Below are 19,087 nucleotides of genomic sequence, written 5' to 3'. Positions count from 1 at the left end.
ACGAAAAAATAAGGGATATCCCTTATTTATATTGATCATTAATGCTTTTCATAATTCGTTTGATTTGTGTTTCATTAGGTTTACGTCCCATTTCCATAAACATAGCACGAATCATTTTTTCATTAATTGGTGGATTCTTCTTTAAATTTCTTTTGAAGAAATAACGAGCAGCAAAGAATCCTATAACAAGACCTATTAAAAGTCCTAAAATTCCATATAACATTTTTCAATCCTCCATTCAATTACCAAATTATTATAACATAGTCCTATGCTTTTTGCAAAATTATTTCGTAATCATATAAAAATTTTTAGAAAAAGACGATATCATATCATATATATGATGATTGCTACCCTCTTCTTCTATTTGTAAATCATATTCATTCATGATAATTGTCATCTTTTCTTGAGTTATAGGATTAAAAAGCTGATGAATTCCATGATAATAGGAATAATGTTCACGTGATTGAATTTTATGTAAAAGTTTTTCTTTTTCGTTAACCATATTAGAAAAAATCAATTCTATCTGTTTAGTCTTATACATATTATCTTGTTCCTGATAAACTTGTTTCAAAAAATCAGGATACATATTTACAAATTCCACAAAACGTTCCTTAACGCAGACAATTTTATATTTCATATTCATCACCATATTTATTATAATCCTTTACCAATAAAAAATATGTCAAAAAAAAGAACCTATTACAGGTTCTTAAAGTGATAAGTATGTTTCAACAATGTTTTCCACAGTAAAACCATATTCTTGGATAACGATATTGGCTGGAGCACTTGCGCCAAATTGATTAACAGAAATAACTTTTCCGTCTAATCCTACATATTTATGCCAACCAAAATCACAAGCCATTTCAACAGCAAGACGTTTTCTGATATGTTTTGGTAAAACCTTTTCTTTATATGAATCATCCTGCTGATCAAATAATTCCATTGAAGGCATTGATACAACTCGAACATCTTTTCCTTGTTCTAATAACGCCTTTTGTGCCTGCATAGCTAATTCTACTTCGCTACCAGTTGCAATGATAATACCATCTAAATTGTCTTTTTCTTGAGAAACAACATATGCCCCATGACAAACATCTTCATAAGTTGCATGAGTGAAATTTGTTACATTTTGTCTTGTTAAGATAAGCGCAGTTGGACAATCATTTGTTTCAACCGCTTTTTTCCAAGCACCACACATTTCATAAGCATCAGCTGCTCTTATCACTTGAATATTTGGCATCGAACGTAACATTGCCAATTGTTCAACTGGTTGATGTGTTGGACCATCTTCCCCTACAGCAATTGAATCATGTGATAGAGGTAAAATAATAGGTAATTTCATTAAGCATGCCATTCTTAATGCAGCTTTGAAATAATCACTAAACACCATAAATCCACCAGCAGCAACCTTGATACCTTTGTGTAAAGTCATCCCATTCATTATTGCAACCATTGCAAATTCACGGATTCCAAAGAATAAATTACGTCCTCCATAATTCTCACAACTAAAACGTTCTGCATTTTTGATAATTGTTTTTGTAGAAGATGCTAAATCTGCAGTTCCTGATAGGAATGTTGGGTTTTGTGCTGCAATAGCATTGATTAATTTTTCACTTGTTACACGTGTTGCTTCACTTATACCATCTTGATATTCTTCTATAAAAGCAGTTTCATCAAAAGAATATTCATCATTTATATTTTGAAATAATTCCTGGTATAAATCAGGATATTCTGTTTTATATGTATCCATCATTTTGTTCCATTTATTATAAGCGCGTTTACCACGATTAAATACATTTTTCTTAAAATCATCATAAACTTCTTCAGGAACAAAGAAATTATCATATTCAAATCCATATTGTCTTTTTGCATATTGTCCATCTTCTTCTCCAAGAGGAGCACCATGAACTTTACTTGTTCCCTGATTTCGAGAACCAAATCCAATAATAGTATTCACGATAATTAAAGTCGGTTTATAAACTTCTTTTTTAGCTTTTTTGATTGCTTTTGCAATAGCTTCATAATCATTTCCATCTTGAACACAAATGACTTGCCAATTCATAGACTCATAACGTTTCTTTACATCTTCACTGAATGAATAATTTAAAGGACCGTCAAGAGTCACATTATTCGCATCATAAAGCACGATAAGCTTTCCTAATGAAAGATGCCCAGCCAATGATGAAGCCTCATAAGTGACACCTTCTTGCATATCTCCATCACCACATAATACATATGTATAGTGGTCAATCACTGGATAATCTTTTTTATTGTATCTTGTTGCTAAAAAAGCTTCAGCCATAGCCATTCCAACAGCCATTGGGATACCTTGACCTAAAGGTCCACTAGAAGCATCAACACCATCTGTCAGTTCTACTTCAGGATGTCCTGGTGTGCAGCTTCCCCATTGTCTGAATTGTTTCAAATCATCCATTGAAACTTGGAAACCAGATAAATGTAATAGGCTATATAACAGTGAAGACGCATGTCCACTTGCTAAAACAAAACGATCACGATTAATCCACTGAGAATGTGCTGGAAAAACTTTATATTCTTTTGTAAATAAGGAATATAAAGCTGGAGCAGATCCTAATACCATTCCAGGATGTCCTGAGTTGGCTTTATTAATCATATCTATCCCAAGTGATCTAATCGTTGCAATTGATAGTTCAGATTGATTCATTATCTCATTATTCCTCCTTCTAACACACTAACATTATACACAAAAACACATGAATATCAAACAAGATTTGACATAATCTAAGATTTCCTTAGTTTTTTCGTTTAGAAGGTGTTATATCATTCCCTTTAGGATCGACAACTTTGACATGCTGAAGCTGTTGTTTAAACCCTTTACGAAATAAACGAAGATATTCTTTACGTAATTCCTGTTGTCTTTTCTTTTCTTCCTCATTTAAACCTTCAGTTTTACTTTTTCTTGCAAGAGCATTAATCTCATTAATCATCTCATCACTTATTTTCTCCATGTTTTTCCTCCTCAAAAAGAAAAACCTAAGAGTTTTTTAGATTAATCCCTGGTATATGCAGGTGGGTATCTTGTGTCCAATTTTAGGATTCCTATTCAAGATAGGTTTTCAACACCATCAGACAACAGTCAGATTCCCTTATCTATCGTGTAGGAAATACATATATCTCTTAGGTCACTCACATTATAACATAAAAATAAATTGTGTAAATAGTGAAATCTTTCATTCTATAAAATGTCTTTATTTTTGTGATTGATTTTGCGGTAGAACAGTAAATGAACTGATATATTGTATATCAAATAAATCTTTTAATTGATTTAAATCATCTAATGTTAACTCATTTAAACAATCTATTAATTCAAAAATCATAACACCTTCAAAATAATATCGACTAAACATATTTGCAATAGCTTCAGGACTATTGAAAACAGATATCAAAATCCCCATTGTTTTTTTCTTTAGACGTTCAAAATCATCCTTAGAAATGGAATAATCATGAATATGTCTAACAAAATCATAAATCTTGTCTTTCAATTTATCAGGATATAGAGTATCTCCTCCTATTTGTAAGAAACAATAATCTCTTTCTTGTGTAAATTGAGCACTAAAACTATCATTAATCAATTCATCTGTTAGCCACTTCTCATATAATGAAGAACTCTTTGCAAAGAAAATATCTAATAATAAGTTCATACCTAATTCTCTTTTTAAACGTTCTTGTGGTGCTTGTAAAATATCATTTATTTTTAATGATACAATGATTTTAGGCATAGTTACATCCATATATAAAGTTGCATCATTTTGTGCTACTTCTAATGGTTCATTAACAACTTCTCTTTGAATAGGATTTTCTTTTTCAAAATGCTTATTTTCCTGGTTTCCTCTAATAAGTTGCATAGTTTGTTGAGGATCAATATTTCCTACCACAAATAGCATCATGTTACTAGGATGATAGAAAGTATGATAACATTTTTCTAATGTATCTTTATCAATAGAAGCAACTGTTTCAACAGTTCCTGCAATATCAATTTTCACAGGATGATGCTGATATAAGTTTTGAATACTTCCAAAATAGCATCGCCAGTCTGGATCATCATCATACATTCTGATTTCCTGATTGATGATTCCTTTTTCTTTTTCAACATTTTCATCTGTTAAATAAATATCTTGTACAAAATCAAGTAATAACTCAATACATTCTTTTTCATGACTTGTTGTACTAAATAAATATGCAGTTCTTGAAGAAGAAGTAAAAGCATTTGTATTCGCACCTAATCTTGCAAAGGCATCACTTGCATCACCATTTTCCATTTCAAACATTTTATGTTCTAAGAAATGAGCAATTCCATCAGGAACTTTTATCATTTCAGATTCATGTAGAGGAACAAAAGTCGTATCTATAGAACCAAAACGTGTAGAAAATAGACCATATGATTTGGAAAAAGCAACTTTAGGTAAAAGATAAACTTTTAATCCATTTTTCATTTCTTCATAATATAACGTTTCCTTTAATGTTGGATATTTAAATATTTTCATGGAACTCCTTTCCTGTAAGGAAGTAAATTGTATCCAGTTTTACTTTTTTAGCAACGTCAACAATTTCTTCTAAAGTTACATTCATTAATTTTTCAATATATTCTTCACTCGTTTCACGAATATGAGTGATGTCACGGTTATAAGCCAAGGCAATCATACTACTTGCTTCATCATTTGTCTTTTTTAAAGCATTTGTAAGCATCATTTTCGCGATTTTCATTTCTTCTTCACGAACATTTCCATTCTGTAAATCACTAAGCTGTTGATGAATCAAATCAAGAGTCTTTTGATAATCTTTCTGTTCAATTCCAGCATTGACAATCATCATGCCATTAAAAGCATCATAACTAGAAGAAATATAATAACATAAACTATGTTTCTCTCTTACAACCTGAAATAAACGTGATTGTGAAAATCCACCAAATATGGCATTAAAAACAGTAAATGCATAATGCTGTGGTGATGTAAAATCACATTGAATCTGGTATCCTAAATTCAACTTAGATTGCGTAATATCCTGTTTTTCAATGACTTCTAAAAGTTCATGACGAGGACTTTGAAAAATATATGCTGAAGGATAATCATAGTATTGTTCTGGAAATTGCAAAAGACGTTGAAAAATATCTACAATATTTTCTGGAATATCACCAACAACATAAATATGTTTTTCATCTTCAACAATACATTTTTTCATATACTGATAAAGCTGTTGAGGTGTAATCTTTTGAATTTCATTTTCATAACCAGTACTTGGAATACCCAACACTTGATCTCTACCCATATATTCAAACAATTTATCTAAAGAATATGAAAACTTATCATCTTTATTAGCTTGTAGTTTTTCTTTTAATTCTTTCTTTTTGAGTTGCACGATTGTTTCATCAAAACCATTGTCAACTATCAATGGACGATAAAATAAATCACTTAATAATTGTAATTGCTTTTCTAATAAGTTTTCTTTGGTAGGCAAGTAAGCATCATTCACAAAGCTTGTTGTCACATTGATAACGTGTGACTTCCCTTTTGTTGTAATATGTGTAGACAAGCTTGCTCCATAGTTTTCATCAAGATAACGCGCCAAAGATTTAGTAGATGGATAATCTTGTGTTGCTGCCATCATGACAAATGTTAATAATGTTCTCATTGTTGTTGTTTCTTTCGATAACGGACTTTGTAATCTTAATGAAATTGTCATTGTTTTAAATTTTTGAGTTGGAATAAGATGTAAAGTATATCCCGACATTTGATAGACGTTTTCCATAAATAACCTCCAATTCGTATACACATATATTATACTCAATTTTCAACAAATTAAAATAAAAAAGACCAAGAGATTCTCTTGATCTTAACGTTTACCTTTATCAAACGGTTCTCCTTCTGCACGTGGTGCAGCAGAATTTTTAGATGTAAAAGCTAATACAATAAGTGTTGCCACATATGGTGTGATTTTATAAAAGTAATTTGGAATAGCTAACGAAGCTAGGAATGGTAAACCGGCAGAAGCAATAGTTTTCATAAATCCAAAGAAGAAAGCTGCTCCAGCAATATGCCAAGGTTTCCATTGTCCAAAAATCAATACAGCTAATGCTAAGAACCCATAACCAGCAACGTCTGCATTAAAGTTTGTACTTGTAGGAACAATAAATATTAATCCTCCAATACCAGCTAAGAATCCTGAAATAAGCGTTCCAGCATAACGAATTTTATAAACATTAATACCAGCACTGTCAGCTGCTTGTGGTAATTCACCACAAGAACGTAATCTAAGTCCAAAACGTGTTTTATATAAAATCAGCCATGACAAAATCAAAATAAGAATTCCTAAAAAGTTTGTAATATATGTATTTTGGAAAAGGAACTCTCCAATAAATGGAATATCTCCAAAAACTGGAACTTTTGTAATTCTAAATGTATTAGAAAATTCAACCTGTTGTGTTTGTTGAACTAATCTAGCAACAAATATACAAAATGCAGGTGCAAACATATTCAATGCAGTCCCACTAATTGTTTGATCGGCTTTCATATTAATAGAGGCAATCGCATGGAATAAAGCAAATAATGTTCCAGATAAACCAGCAATAAGTAAAGCAATCAACAAACAAATTTGTGGATCCATTGCCTCTTGAAAAAAGTGAATGAAAAAGATTCCTGCAAATGCTCCAATAATCATCATACCCTCTAACGCAATATTAATAATACCACTACGTTCAGAGAATAAACCACCCAATGCAACAATTAAAAGTGGAATAAAGAAGAACATTGTCTGTTGAAATAAGAATAAAATATCACTCATATTATTGTCCCTCCTTTACTTTAGGTTTCTTCTTAAAATGGAAACCATTTGCTATAATACCCTTAACCATAAGTGCAAATGCTGAGAAATAAATAATAATTGCAATAATAATATCAACAATTTGTGGAATAAATCCATAAATTTGCATTAATGAACCACCAATTGTTAAATGAGCAATAAATAATCCAGCTGCTAAAATACCAAAAGGACTAGAAAGACCTAATAAAGCAACAGCTATACCATTAAATCCTTCAGGTGCTAAAGTATCTACAACTGCCAAACATTTTCCAGTTCCACCTAAATAAACCAAAGCACCACCAATACCAGCTAATGCTCCTGCAATCATCATAGAGCAAACAATTTTTTGTTTAGCATTAATACCAGCATACTTACTCGCATCACGATTAAAACCACAAGCCTTTAATTCATAACCAAGTACAGATTTGTTGAGAATGATATGAATAACAACAACGAGAATAATCGCAATAACAATACCTCCATTCACATTTGGAATAAGATGTTCAATTCCAAATTGTGGAATAACAGCACTTGAGGCTACTGGTAATGTTTCATTTTTATTAATATTAAATACTGTTAATGGAACGATATAATTAACTGTATACATTCCAATATAATTCATAATAATTGAAGCAATAACTTCATTAACATTTAAATAGGCTTTCATAATTCCTGGAACACATCCCCATAACGCTCCAGCTAATGCTGCAAAAAGAATAGCAACCAGCCAGTGAATAGCACCAGGAAGAAAAGTCCATTCGACACCAATATAAATAGCTACAAATGCCCCAACAACAAACTGTCCAGGAGTTCCAATGTTAAAAAGTCCTGTTTTAAAAGCAAATCCCACTGATAAACCAGTTAAAATAATAGGCGTTGCATTATTCAAAACTTGTCCAATTCCTCTTGTTCCATTACTAAAGCCACCTTGAATGAGAGTTAAAAACCCATTCAATGCGTTTGATGGATTCGCAATAATAATAACAATTAATCCTATAATTAACCCCGCAATAATCGCAGTGACAGAAGATGCAAAATTAAGTGATGCTTCAGATTTAAACAGCTTTTTCATTTGTATCACCTCTCTTACTTCCTGCCATATAAAGTCCTAATTCTTGTACAGTGATTTCTTTAGGATTAAGTTCCCCAACAATTTCACCTTCATAGATAACTAAAATTCTATCAGACAAATTCATAACTTCATCAAGCTCTAAAGAAACCAATAAAACAGCTTTTCCTTCATCTCTTTCACGAATGATTTGTTTATGAATATATTCAATAGCTCCTACATCCAATCCTCTTGTTGGTTGTACAGCAATTAAACAATCAGGATCTTTATCAATTTCTCTAGCAATAATTGCTTTTTGCTGATTACCACCAGACATGCTTCTAGCAATTGTTTTTGAACCTTGACCACTTCTTATATCGTATTGCTCAATCAATTTTTCAGAATATTTTTCAATTTCTTCAAATTTCAAAAAGCCATGCTGTGAAAATTGAGGTTCAAAATATCTTTGTAAAACCAAATTATAAGAAAGTGGATAATCCAAAACTAGTCCATGTTTATGACGATCTTCAGGGATATGTGAAATACCACTCACATTTCTTTGACGTATGGAAGCGTGTGTAATATCTTTTCCATTTAACGATATTGTCCCATCTAAAACAGGCATCAATCCTGTAATAGCTTGTACAAGTTCTGTTTGACCGTTACCGTCTATACCTGCGATACAAACAATCTCTCCTTTTCTTACAGAAAAGCTAACATTATTTACAGGATTTTTATGCCCTTTTTTACCTACTGAAAGATTTTTTACAACCAAAATATCATCTGTTGGATGTGACTCAGTTTTTTCAGTTGTTAAATTGATTTTTCGACCAACCATCATTTCAGACATTTCTTCTTTAGTTGTTGCGGCAACATCAATTGTTCCAATATATTTACCTTTTCTAAGTACAGTACAACGATCTGCCACTTCTTTAATTTCATTTAACTTATGTGTAATGAATAAGATAGATTTACCTTCTTTTGCTAAATCTCTCATGATTTGCATAAGTTCTTCAATTTCTTGTGGTGTTAAAACAGCGGTTGGTTCATCAAAAATCAAAACCTCATTATCACGATATAACATCTTAATAATTTCAACACGTTGTTGCATTCCCACAGTAATATCACTAATCAAGGCATCACAATCAACTTTTAAATTATAACGTTGAGAAATTTCTTCTACTTTTTTTCGAGCATTTTTCATATAAAGGAAACCATGTTTTGTATCTTCGGCACCTAAAACGATATTCTCTAAAACAGTAAAATTATGAACTAATTTAAAATGTTGGTGAACCATTCCAATTCCCAAGCTGTTTGCATCATTAGGATTATTAATTTGAACAACATGACCATTCTTTAAAATCTCTCCCTTTTCAGGTTGATATAGCCCAAACAAGACACTCATCAAAGTTGATTTTCCTGCACCATTTTCCCCCAGCAGTGCATGAATCTCACCTTTTCTTAATTCAATAGTCACGTCATCGTTTGCAATAATTCCCGGAAAAACTTTCGTAATATGTCGCATCTCGATAACGTTTTCCATTTTCTTCCTCCTTTTTTAATTTATCTTCATTATTTATTATAACTTAATTTTCAAGAAAATCACAACAATAAAATTCATTTAACAAAATAAGGCTTGAAAATTATGAATTTCAAGCCTTAACCATTTCAATTAATTTTCTATTGTTAATTCTACATTTGAACAATTTAAATCTTTTGGAGATTCAGCATCTTTGTTATTTTTAATTTTTACAGAACCATCAACAATTTTATCATAAATTGCATTATAATCAGCTTCAGTAAATTTTTCAAATTTAGAAGTTTCTAATGGTAAACCAACATCTCCATCTTTAGCACCTAAAACAATATTTTGTCCACCTCTAAATTGGATATTTGTATCATCAGTTTTATCGAAATCTCCACTATAAATAGATTCAAGAGCTTTTTGAACAGCATCACCTAATTTTTTATATGCAGAAGTGACAACTGTATCAGATTCAGAAGATTGATCAACGTCAACACCAATAACTTTTCCTACAGGATTACTTGCTTCAGCAGCAGCCATAACAGAGTTTCCTACAGAACCACCACATCCAAACACAATAGTGGCTCCATCTTTATACCATGAAGAAGCTTTTGTTTGAATTTCAGGAGTTGCACTAAATCCACCTGTATAATGATATTTCATTTTGACTGTAATACCTAATTCTTTAGCAGCATCATTAGCACCTTGAACATAACCATATCCAAAGTTCATAACAGCAGGTACTGCTTGTCCACCCATGAATCCTAAGCTTGTATTACCATCTTTAACAGCAGCATATCCAGCTAAATAACCAGATTGTTCTTCTTGGAAAGTAATACCGATTGTGTTCTTTTCAGTTTTATAGTCTTCATAACTTGCATCATGTGGGTTTCCATCAATTAAAATAAATTTAACATCAGGGTATTCAGTTTGTTTGATATAGATTGATTCTTCAAATAAATATCCAGGACACACAACAACTTTTGCTCCTGATTTTACAGCCTGATCAATAGAATTGTTGTATTCATCTGTTGTTGCATCAACAGGTTTGATGTATGTACATTCAATTCCATTTTTGTCTGCATATGCTTTAACACCTTCATATGTACCTTGGTTGAATGACTTATCATCAATAGTACCTTTGTCAGTTAACATAACAATTTCAGGCTTTGAACTAGATGCAGAATCACCTCCATCACCACCACATCCTACTAACACCATAGATAATGCCAATAAAGACGCAAACATTTTTTTCATATCTTGTTTTCCTCCTTTAACATTCTAACCATATTTTAACATTATTTTCACAAAATAAAAAGAGAAAACGACAAATATCTTTATATTCGTCATTCTCCCTTTTTTAGAATATTTTATTTTTATTGATATATTCAATGTTTTTTATAAATCTTCTTCATGATATTGTCGAATATAAACTTCACGAGGTTTACTACCAAGCTGTGGTCCAATAACCCCTTCTTCTTCCAAACGATCAATAATACGAGCTGCTTTATTATAACCTATTCTAAATTTACGTTGTAATAAAGATGTACTGGCCTTTTGAGCCTGAATAACAAATTCTCTACATTTTTCGTATTCTTCGTCTTCTTCATCAAAGTCATCACTTCCCTGTGTTGACGAAATAGACTTGACATTGACATATTTGTCTTCATAAACCGCTTCTTGTTGAGAAGAGACATAATGAACAATGGCTGACACTTCTTCATCACTTACAAAACACCCTTGAACACGCATTGGCGAAGATGATCCCATTGGTGAAAAAAGCATATCCCCTTTTCCTAATAGTTTTTCTGCTCCAGATGTATCCAAAATTGTACGTGAATCAATGCTTGATGACACTGCAAAAGCTATACGTGATGGTATATTGGCCTTAATGACACCTGTAATAATATCTGTAGAAGGTCTTTGAGTCGCAACTATCAAATGAATACCAGCTGCTCTAGCCATTTGTGATATACGCATAATACAATCTTCAACATCTTTACTGGCAACCATCATTAAATCAGCAACTTCATCTAAGATAATAACATGATAAGGTAAAATTTCTTTTGGTTCATCAGTATGATCTTCATTATATGTTTTCGCAAATTCATTATATCCTTGGATATTTCTTGCATTTACACTTGCAAACAAATCATAACGTCTTTCCATTTCAGCAACGACTTCTCGTAAAACTGCAGCTGCTTTTTTAGGATCAGTAACAACAGGTGCCAACAAATGAGGAATTCCATTATAAATAGATAATTCAACTTTTTTAGGATCGACTAAAATCAATTTCACCTCATCTGGTTTAGCTCGCATCAAAATAGATGAAATAATTGTATTGACACAAACAGATTTCCCTGAACCTGTTGCCCCTGCAATTAATAAATGAGGCATTTTATCCAATTGTGCAAAAACAGGTTTCCCAGACACATCTTTTCCTAATGCTACAACAAGTGGATTATGCTGATATTTTGAATTTGATAATAAACTTTTTAAAACATCTTTAAAACCAACCATTGCTGCGCTTTGATTAGGAACTTCAATTCCAACATAAGGTTTCCCTGGTATAGGAGCTTCAATTCTAATATCTGCCGTTGCTAATGCAAGCTTGATATCATCCTGTAACTGTAAGATTTTATTAACACGTGTACCAATTTCCAATTTCAATTCATACTTTGTAATTGTCGGTCCTATAAAAGCATTTTCTATTGTTGCATTGACCCCAAATTGTTTAAGAACATTGGTTAATCTTGCAGCGTTCTTGTTTGCTGCACTCTTTTCTTTAGAAACATTATGCGTTGATCTTGTTGACAACAATGATAGTGGCGGTAACTGATAGTGTGATAAATCTGTTTTCTTAGGTGGCTCTATGTAAGATTCTTGAGGACTTTCTTTTTCTTCTTTGATTTTTAAAGGTTTTTTTTCTTTAATATCTAATTTCATATTATCTTGATCAAATTCAAAAGCACTTGTCATTTCTGGATCAATCTTTTCTTCAACATCATCAAAAGCAGAATCAGGAAAAAGAGGAATTTCTTTATCTTTTGACAAGAAATCAAAGAAATGAGATTTCTTTTTTAAAACAATTGTTTGTACTGGTGTTTCTTCTTGTTTAGATACTTTTGGCTTTTTCTTCTTTGTTTTTTGATGTTGAAAATAAAGTTTACTAAAAATCAACGCCAAACCAATAATCAAAATAATAATTGATAAAATCAATGCACCTAAACTTTCAAACAGCGAACTAAAAACACCATATAAACAAATACCAATAAATCCACCTTTATTCATCTGTTGACTCTGAAGATATGTAGAAATAACCCCCATTCCACTTGCCTGTGGCTGACTAGGAATAGAAGCAATAGTCAACATACTGATAAAAATCGCATAAATACCAATTGCTTCTGGTCCATTCAAACGTGGAATTTGAGCCTTACATAATATATATATACAGACGACAAGAAGTGCTAAATAAACAACACCGTATAAATTTCCGGTTAAAAAAGCAACACAATTATGAATTCCCTGTCCAATAAATCCCAATCGTAAAGCTGATACAATAATAGCAAAGATCACAAATAAAATAATAATTCTCAAACGTAACTTTTCTTCCAAAATCTGATTCTTAGATTTTTTTGAACGCTTTGTTTTCGCCATTATGCTCACCTTCTTTCATTTTTCCATTATAACAAAATCTCACATTAATGAAAAGAAAAAGCAAGATTTCTCTTGCCTATATCTCGACAACAACACCAATAAAAACAGGTTTCTTGCCAGTTTCCTTTATAATATATTTCATTGACTGTTCTTTCATCATACTTCTTATTTCAGCAATTTCCATATCAGGATTATCTTTTAACTGACTAACAACTTTTTCACAAATTTCAATAACATGCTTAATAACATATTCAGAATCTTTTAAATAAACAAATCCTCGACTTTGACAATCCGTTTGAGCAACAATTTCTTTTGTTTCTCGTGATATTGTTAGTCCAACAATGACCACTCCATCATTTGCTAATTGAATACGATCATCAATGACCTTTTCACCAACATCACCAATACCGATACCATCAATCATGACATCATCAATCTCATACACATCACGACTTTGTAATAATTCTCCCTTTTCAAATGTTACACGTTCCCCATTATCCATAATAATGATATGCTTATCAGGGATTCCCATATCTTTGGCAATTTGTTGATTAAAGATAAAATGCTGATATTCACCTTTCATTGGAATATAGTATTTTGGTTTAAATATTTGAATAATAACTTTAATATCTTCTTTTGATGCATGCATAGAAAATAAATCTTTATTTTTTAACAGATGAACATGTGCATCTGTTTTATATAATCCATTATGTGCTTTATTAGCAATCTTTTCAGTACCTGGCAAGACTGGTGAAGCAACAATAAATGTATCACCTTTTCTTAATTTCAATAAGTCATCTCCACCATCAATAATATCACAAATATCATGATAGATACGACGTGGACTACCACTTAACAAAATAACATAGTTACTGTCATATTGTGGCTGACCAATTTTTTCTTTATCACCTAATAATGAATCAGGTACATTTAAAACAGGCTTTTTAGATCTTTGGGCAATTCTCAATAAACTATTTGTATTATCATATTTATCACGTCCATAAAAAACGATTTGACGTTTGTATTTTTTTGTAAGTTCAATAATTTCCTGAGTTCTAAAGACATTTTGCGCATAACTAGAAATAATGATTCTTTCATAGCTATCTTCAAATATATGATCAATCTTATTTGTCAGTTTATGATTTGGAGAAGTATATCCATCGTGTTTAGCACCTGACGATTCAACTAATAATGCCAAAACACCTTTCTTACCAATTTCCATCATTTTTTGAATATCACATTGAAATTCCTTTGGAGCACCAAAATCAATAATAAATTCACCACTATAAACAAGATAACCATAACTTGTCCAAAGTGCTACTCCAACACTTCCAGGAATAGAATGTGTCACTGGGAAAAATTCAACAGGAACACCTTCGATATCAATAGAAGCATTGCGATGAACAGCATGTAAATCCAAATCAATTTTTACATGATTATGACGTTGAAAACGTTCTATCATTTGTTTGATTAAAAGTGCTGTTAATTGTGGTGCATAAACAGGAGCATGAATGCTTTGAAGTAAATAAGGCAGTGCTGCCATAGCGTCATCATGACCATGTGTTATGATAATTGCCGCAACCTGATCAGCTCTTTCTTCTAAATATGTAAAACTAGGAATGATGATATCAACACCTAGTTTATCTGAATCAGGGAATCGAAATCCTGAATCTATTATAAAAATTTTATCATTAATTTCAAAACAATACATACTTTTACCCATTTCAGCTTGTCCACCCATAGGTATAAACTTTATGACATCATTTTTCATTTTTTCACCCTTTCTTTTCATGATTACTCTTTAATATCATTATACATTTGTTTTCTCTTTGTGTATAGATGTTTTCAAAAGTATGAATATCATATCATATTATATTCATGGCTTCAAATTATTTTTTTTGATAATTTTCTATAAGCGACTCTAACTCTTGTTGCAATTGTGGTGTAATACTTGTCAAAGGACTTCTTAATATATTTTGAATATAACCCATTTCACTTAAAATATACTTTACTGGAGCGGGATTTGGTTCTTTGAAAAGAAATTGGCTTAAAATCTTCAAATGTGCATCATCATATTGTTTTCTTTTTTGCATAATTCTTTCAATTAACGGATAATCAATATGACTTGCCACTGAAATAAGACCATCAATATGATATTGTAAACCTTCCAATAAAAGATGATCATCACCTAAATAAACTTTAAAATGCGGTAATGCTTTTTTTATTATTTTGATATCATCTAATGGTCCACATTGTTTCATTCCAATAATATTTTGATGCTTTGTTGCTAATCGAATGACAGTGGAAGGCGTAATACCAACTCCACAACGACTTGGAATATTATAAATCATTATTTTCTTATCTGTTGAAGCTCCAATCATATCAAAGTGCCTATAAATTCCTTCCTGATTCGGTTTTATATAATAGGGAACGATAACTAAAAAAGCATATATAGCCTGATTATCTTTATACATTTGAATATGTCTAATAACTTCGGCTGTACAATTTGAACAGATTCCTATAATAACACGAATATGTGGATATTTATCTAATATTCTTTCTACTAATACTCTCCTTTCTTCAAGCTTTAGTGTAGATGTTTCACCTGTTGTCCCACACAAAACAAAAGATTTGTTACCTTCATGTATCAATTTATCTAACAAACGAAATAATCCTGGATAATCAATAGACTGATCTTGATTGAATGGTGTTATTAAAGCTGTAAAGATTTCTTTCATTTAAATCTTCCTATACCCTAATAAAAAAGGTTGATTTTGCTGATGTTTCAATGCGAAATGTAATGTATCTAATACTTTATCTTTAGCCGCAATCATGCTTTGTGGCTTTCTTTGATAATCGTCTTGAAACATAGGAACAAAATAAAAATTTTTCTTATTAAAAAGCGAAAAAAGATGAACACCACTGTTAGATAGAATATCATTTGAATAAACCCCTAATACAATCGGAATTTGATTACGTAAACATGATTTAACCAACATTGTTACACAATTATCATTAATACCTAAATCTATTTTATTTAAAGTCGTAGCATCACAAGGATAGACAAGTACAGCATCCAATTGTGGTTTTGGTCCATAGACTTCAGCCTCTTGAATCGTTGTATGAATATCTTTATGAGTGATTTCTTTAATCTTTTCTTCTAGCTCTTCATGTGTATAAAAACGAGTATCTAGTTGATGCACATGTGGCGTTATAAAAACTTCTACATCATAATGTTGACAAACTTGTTTTAAAACTTCCAGCATATCATTCATACTACAAAATGAACCTGTTACAGCAAAACCAATTTTATACATTTTTCATCTTCTCCTTCATAAAATCTGTCATCATCCTACCAGCATACCCATATGCATATTTACTAGGAATAGATGGCAAGATAATACTATTGAAACCTTTTGATAATGCATAGTGATGATCTACACCATATGGATAGGAAGCAATGTCAAGAATCATCATAGATGTTGGAGCCTGATCAAGCTTAGATGATGTCACTACCTGCGATGGAATTGTATTAATCAAAACATCACAATCACTTAAATCCATATGATCCAAATGATACGGTTTAGCTCCTGCTTTTTCAATGTCTTCAAAAAGCTGACGATTTCTTATTCCTACATGAACATAGGCTTGTAAAGCTATGAAATCACGAACAATGACCTGCCCACAATGCCCATACCCCAGCACATGAATTTGACTGTGATATATAGGAAAACGACGATGTGAAATCAAATAGGAAATGACACCTTCAGCCGTCAAAACACTATTTTTATCAACAAAATCTTCCTCATCTAAAAAAGCATAATATTGAAAACCATATTGTTTAGATAATGCATCTAAATAATCATTATGAATCATTGTTATGATTATTGTCTGTGGATGCAGCTGTTTCCATGTTTTTTCATCAACAATAATTGTATCACGATGTAATAAAAGTCGATTTTTTCGATCAATTCCTTTTAAACCCAAATAAATCATTTGACAATAACGCAAATCTTTCCATTCATCAGTTACATAATATCCATTTTTCACCAATTCTTCCATGACTTCCTGTCCACGTAAATCATCATGATTAACAAAAATCAGCATTCCTAGTCACCTCATTTTAAAATATGAATTATTTTCCAATTGGTGACATTTTCCCATCAATAAAATATGAATAAATTGATGCAAGTGCGGTAAAATAAAATCAATATGATCTTTTCATGTATCTTTATTCTTTTCTATGTTTAGAATTTTCCTTTTTATTTTTTTTAAAAAGTATATAATTTTAAAGAGGTGTCTATATGTCTTATATTTTAATCTTTCTTTCAACATTATTTATTGCTACACGTAAAGATGTGATGTATGAGAATATTACAGACGTGTCTACATTACCAGAATATCATCTTCTCGTTGTTGTTTATACAATTGTCTGTGCATTTTATTTTGCATATCAGACTTATCGTCATTTTCAATATTTAAATTATTATCCAAAATATATTCCCTATCTTATTGTTTTTACAACTTTCATAATGTGTATTGGTGCCATATGTCCGTATTCAAATGATCAATCATGGCTATCACAACTCCATGTCTATGCTTCGATGATTTCATCACTATTTTTTATTGTGATATTACAAATCTATACACATTATCTTTCTATTCAATATCCATCCATTTACATTCAAACTCACTGGATTTTTCATTGTGGTTTACAAGTGCTGATTATTTTATTTATAGTCAGTGGTCATGTAAGTGGAATCCTAGAAATTCTTTATGTCTTTTTTATTTGTCTATACCTTTTCTTAATTGATCAATATAGAATCAAAGGTGAATCACTGCAATGATTCACCTTTAAAAATAATAATATTATTATCCATAACCAACGCTATGTAATTCCCATATGCCTTGATTATTTTTAATACAAACATATTGATATCCGGATGCATGATAGTTTCCTATAAATCCAGATGGTATGTTAAAGAATCCTGTATGGAATTCTAGATAAACAACTATAGCGTCCTGATATCCATAACCATTAATAAGTCTATTTTCCGTCTCTTGACTTTCTTTACCATCATAATGAACTCGAGTCACTGTAATCCCGTCTTGACTTATAAAATCAACAGCTTCATTCATAATCAATTGAATCTCGTCATTTTTATGCCTTGTATTATTGAATATATCTCTTTTAATTTCTATAGGCTGATGAATGAATATTGTGATAAGAGAGATTATAACGACTACTGATAATATTATACCTTTTGTTTTCTCCTTCATCTTTTTCCTCCTTATTTACATTCAATATTACAAAAGCAATGTGAAAATATAATGAAAAAACAAAAATTTTATGAATAATATTATACTGTTTTTTATAAACAAACATTTTATTATTTTATTCATATTCAGTGATACATAATTAGCATTATTCATTTCATCAAAAAAAAGTAAGCCTATAAGCTTACTAAACTCAAAATCTTAGGGACAAAAATAATAAGCCCTATAACAACTGAAGCAATTGCACTTATTAAAACAGCACCTGCTGCAGTATCCTTTGCTATTTTAGCAAGAGGATGATATTCTTGCGTACATAAATCGACAACCGCTTCAATAGCAGTATTGACTAGCTCTAAAGAAATAACGAGTCCAAACAACAAAATACAAACTAACCACTCTGTAATAGATAATTGAAAAAGGAAACCACATATAATAACCAAAAACATAAATACTAAATGTATTTTAATATTTCTTTCTTTTTGAATACATTGAATAATACCAGATATAGCATATCCTAAACTTTTATAAAATGGATCTTTGTGCATAGTCTTTTCTCCTTTAAAAAATTATATCATAGAAAAAAAGCAGACTCCACTTTTTTAACAAAAAAACCCTGATAAATCAGGGTCAATGGAGTCAACTTAGTAAGTTGGCTCTTTTTTATTTTTTTGGAAATAAAAGAGTGTCTTTTTTACTTGTAGTTAAGTATAATTATCTATTTATTATCTTATTTCCTTTACTTTTGT

At 31.0% G+C, this 19,087-nt stretch carries 18 protein-coding genes and 1 other RNA gene; 1 reads left to right on the top strand and 18 read right to left on the bottom strand.

The annotated features are described in order from the left end of the window. Positions 1–22 precede the first annotated feature (22 nt). From B5G32_RS08110 to B5G32_RS08035, 16 genes are all read right to left on the bottom strand, one after another. Positions 23–223, bottom strand: a complete 201-nt coding sequence (locus tag B5G32_RS08110; protein ID WP_087245250.1) for a YneF family protein — start codon at positions 221–223, stop codon at positions 23–25. A gap of 60 nt (positions 224–283) precedes the next feature. Then, positions 284–637 (bottom strand): hypothetical protein, encoded by a 354-nt coding sequence (locus tag B5G32_RS08105; RefSeq protein ID WP_087297811.1) that lies wholly within the window; start codon positions 635–637, stop codon positions 284–286. 72 nt (positions 638–709) lie between these two features. After that, the gene (gene tkt, locus B5G32_RS08100) at positions 710–2,683 is read right to left on the bottom strand and encodes a transketolase (RefSeq protein WP_087936373.1); all 1,974 of its coding nucleotides are present in this window, start codon (positions 2,681–2,683) and stop codon (positions 710–712) included. An 88-nt stretch (positions 2,684–2,771) separates the two neighbouring features. Continuing rightward, positions 2,772–2,987 carry a DUF896 domain-containing protein gene (locus B5G32_RS08095; protein ID WP_087245256.1) on the bottom strand — a complete coding sequence of 72 codons (216 nt, stop codon included), beginning with the start codon at positions 2,985–2,987 and terminating at the stop codon, positions 2,772–2,774. Between the two features lie 18 nt (positions 2,988–3,005). Beyond that, a non-coding RNA gene (gene ssrS, locus B5G32_RS08090) (6S RNA) lies at positions 3,006–3,166 on the bottom strand. A 61-nt stretch (positions 3,167–3,227) separates the two neighbouring features. Continuing rightward, the gene (gene yfmH / locus B5G32_RS08085; RefSeq protein WP_087936372.1) at positions 3,228–4,523 is read right to left on the bottom strand and encodes an EF-P 5-aminopentanol modification-associated protein YfmH; all 1,296 of its coding nucleotides are present in this window, start codon (positions 4,521–4,523) and stop codon (positions 3,228–3,230) included. Continuing rightward, positions 4,510–5,784, bottom strand: coding sequence for an EF-P 5-aminopentanol modification-associated protein YfmF (yfmF, locus tag B5G32_RS08080; RefSeq protein WP_087936371.1), 1,275 nt, complete (start codon positions 5,782–5,784; stop codon positions 4,510–4,512). Before yfmF ends, yfmH begins: the two co-directional genes overlap by 14 nt. A gap of 84 nt (positions 5,785–5,868) precedes the next feature. Next, positions 5,869–6,816, bottom strand: a complete 948-nt coding sequence (locus B5G32_RS08075; RefSeq protein ID WP_087936370.1) for an ABC transporter permease — start codon at positions 6,814–6,816, stop codon at positions 5,869–5,871. 1 nt (position 6,817) lies between these two features. Next, positions 6,818–7,906 (bottom strand): ABC transporter permease, encoded by a 1,089-nt coding sequence (locus tag B5G32_RS08070; RefSeq protein WP_087297816.1) that lies wholly within the window; start codon positions 7,904–7,906, stop codon positions 6,818–6,820. Then, positions 7,890–9,425 carry an ABC transporter ATP-binding protein gene (locus B5G32_RS08065; protein WP_087936369.1) on the bottom strand — a complete coding sequence of 512 codons (1,536 nt, stop codon included), beginning with the start codon at positions 9,423–9,425 and terminating at the stop codon, positions 7,890–7,892. Before B5G32_RS08065 ends, B5G32_RS08070 begins: the two co-directional genes overlap by 17 nt. 129 nt (positions 9,426–9,554) lie before the next feature. Then, entirely contained in the window at positions 9,555–10,664 is a 1,110-nt protein-coding gene (locus B5G32_RS08060; protein ID WP_087936368.1) for a BMP family lipoprotein, read from the bottom strand. 141 nt (positions 10,665–10,805) lie between these two features. Beyond that, complete coding sequence (locus B5G32_RS08055) at positions 10,806–13,064, bottom strand: DNA translocase FtsK (RefSeq protein WP_087936367.1); 2,259 nt, start codon at positions 13,062–13,064, stop codon at positions 10,806–10,808. Between the two features lie 76 nt (positions 13,065–13,140). Further along, complete coding sequence (locus B5G32_RS08050) at positions 13,141–14,835, bottom strand: ribonuclease J (RefSeq protein ID WP_087936381.1); 1,695 nt, start codon at positions 14,833–14,835, stop codon at positions 13,141–13,143. A gap of 118 nt (positions 14,836–14,953) precedes the next feature. Continuing rightward, positions 14,954–15,802: a 4-hydroxy-tetrahydrodipicolinate synthase gene (dapA, locus tag B5G32_RS08045; protein ID WP_087936366.1), complete on the bottom strand. Its 849-nt coding sequence runs from the start codon at positions 15,800–15,802 to the stop codon at positions 14,954–14,956. Next, positions 15,803–16,381 (bottom strand): dipicolinate synthase subunit B, encoded by a 579-nt coding sequence (locus B5G32_RS08040; RefSeq protein ID WP_087245274.1) that lies wholly within the window; start codon positions 16,379–16,381, stop codon positions 15,803–15,805. It abuts the gene before it with no gap. Continuing rightward, positions 16,374–17,171: a hypothetical protein gene (locus B5G32_RS08035; protein WP_087297821.1), complete on the bottom strand. Its 798-nt coding sequence runs from the start codon at positions 17,169–17,171 to the stop codon at positions 16,374–16,376. Before B5G32_RS08035 ends, B5G32_RS08040 begins: the two co-directional genes overlap by 8 nt. A gap of 197 nt (positions 17,172–17,368) precedes the next feature. On the opposite strand from B5G32_RS08035, the gene B5G32_RS08030 reads away from it, so the two are divergent. After that, complete coding sequence (locus tag B5G32_RS08030; RefSeq protein ID WP_087936365.1) at positions 17,369–17,911, top strand: hypothetical protein; 543 nt, start codon at positions 17,369–17,371, stop codon at positions 17,909–17,911. A gap of 25 nt (positions 17,912–17,936) precedes the next feature. On the opposite strand, the gene B5G32_RS08025 is transcribed toward B5G32_RS08030, so the two are convergent. After that, positions 17,937–18,344 (bottom strand): hypothetical protein, encoded by a 408-nt coding sequence (locus tag B5G32_RS08025; protein ID WP_087297823.1) that lies wholly within the window; start codon positions 18,342–18,344, stop codon positions 17,937–17,939. Positions 18,345–18,517: 173 nt separating this feature from the next. Further along, the gene (locus B5G32_RS08020) at positions 18,518–18,886 is read right to left on the bottom strand and encodes a diacylglycerol kinase family protein (protein ID WP_087936364.1); all 369 of its coding nucleotides are present in this window, start codon (positions 18,884–18,886) and stop codon (positions 18,518–18,520) included. Positions 18,887–19,087 lie beyond the last annotated feature (201 nt).

This window comes from Massilimicrobiota sp. An80, assembly GCF_002159255.1.
GTDB lineage: Bacteria > Bacillota_I > Bacilli_A > Erysipelotrichales > Coprobacillaceae > Allocoprobacillus > Allocoprobacillus merdigallinarum.
Note: the sequence above shows the minus strand (reverse complement) of the source record. Positions and strands in the feature narration are given on the sequence as shown.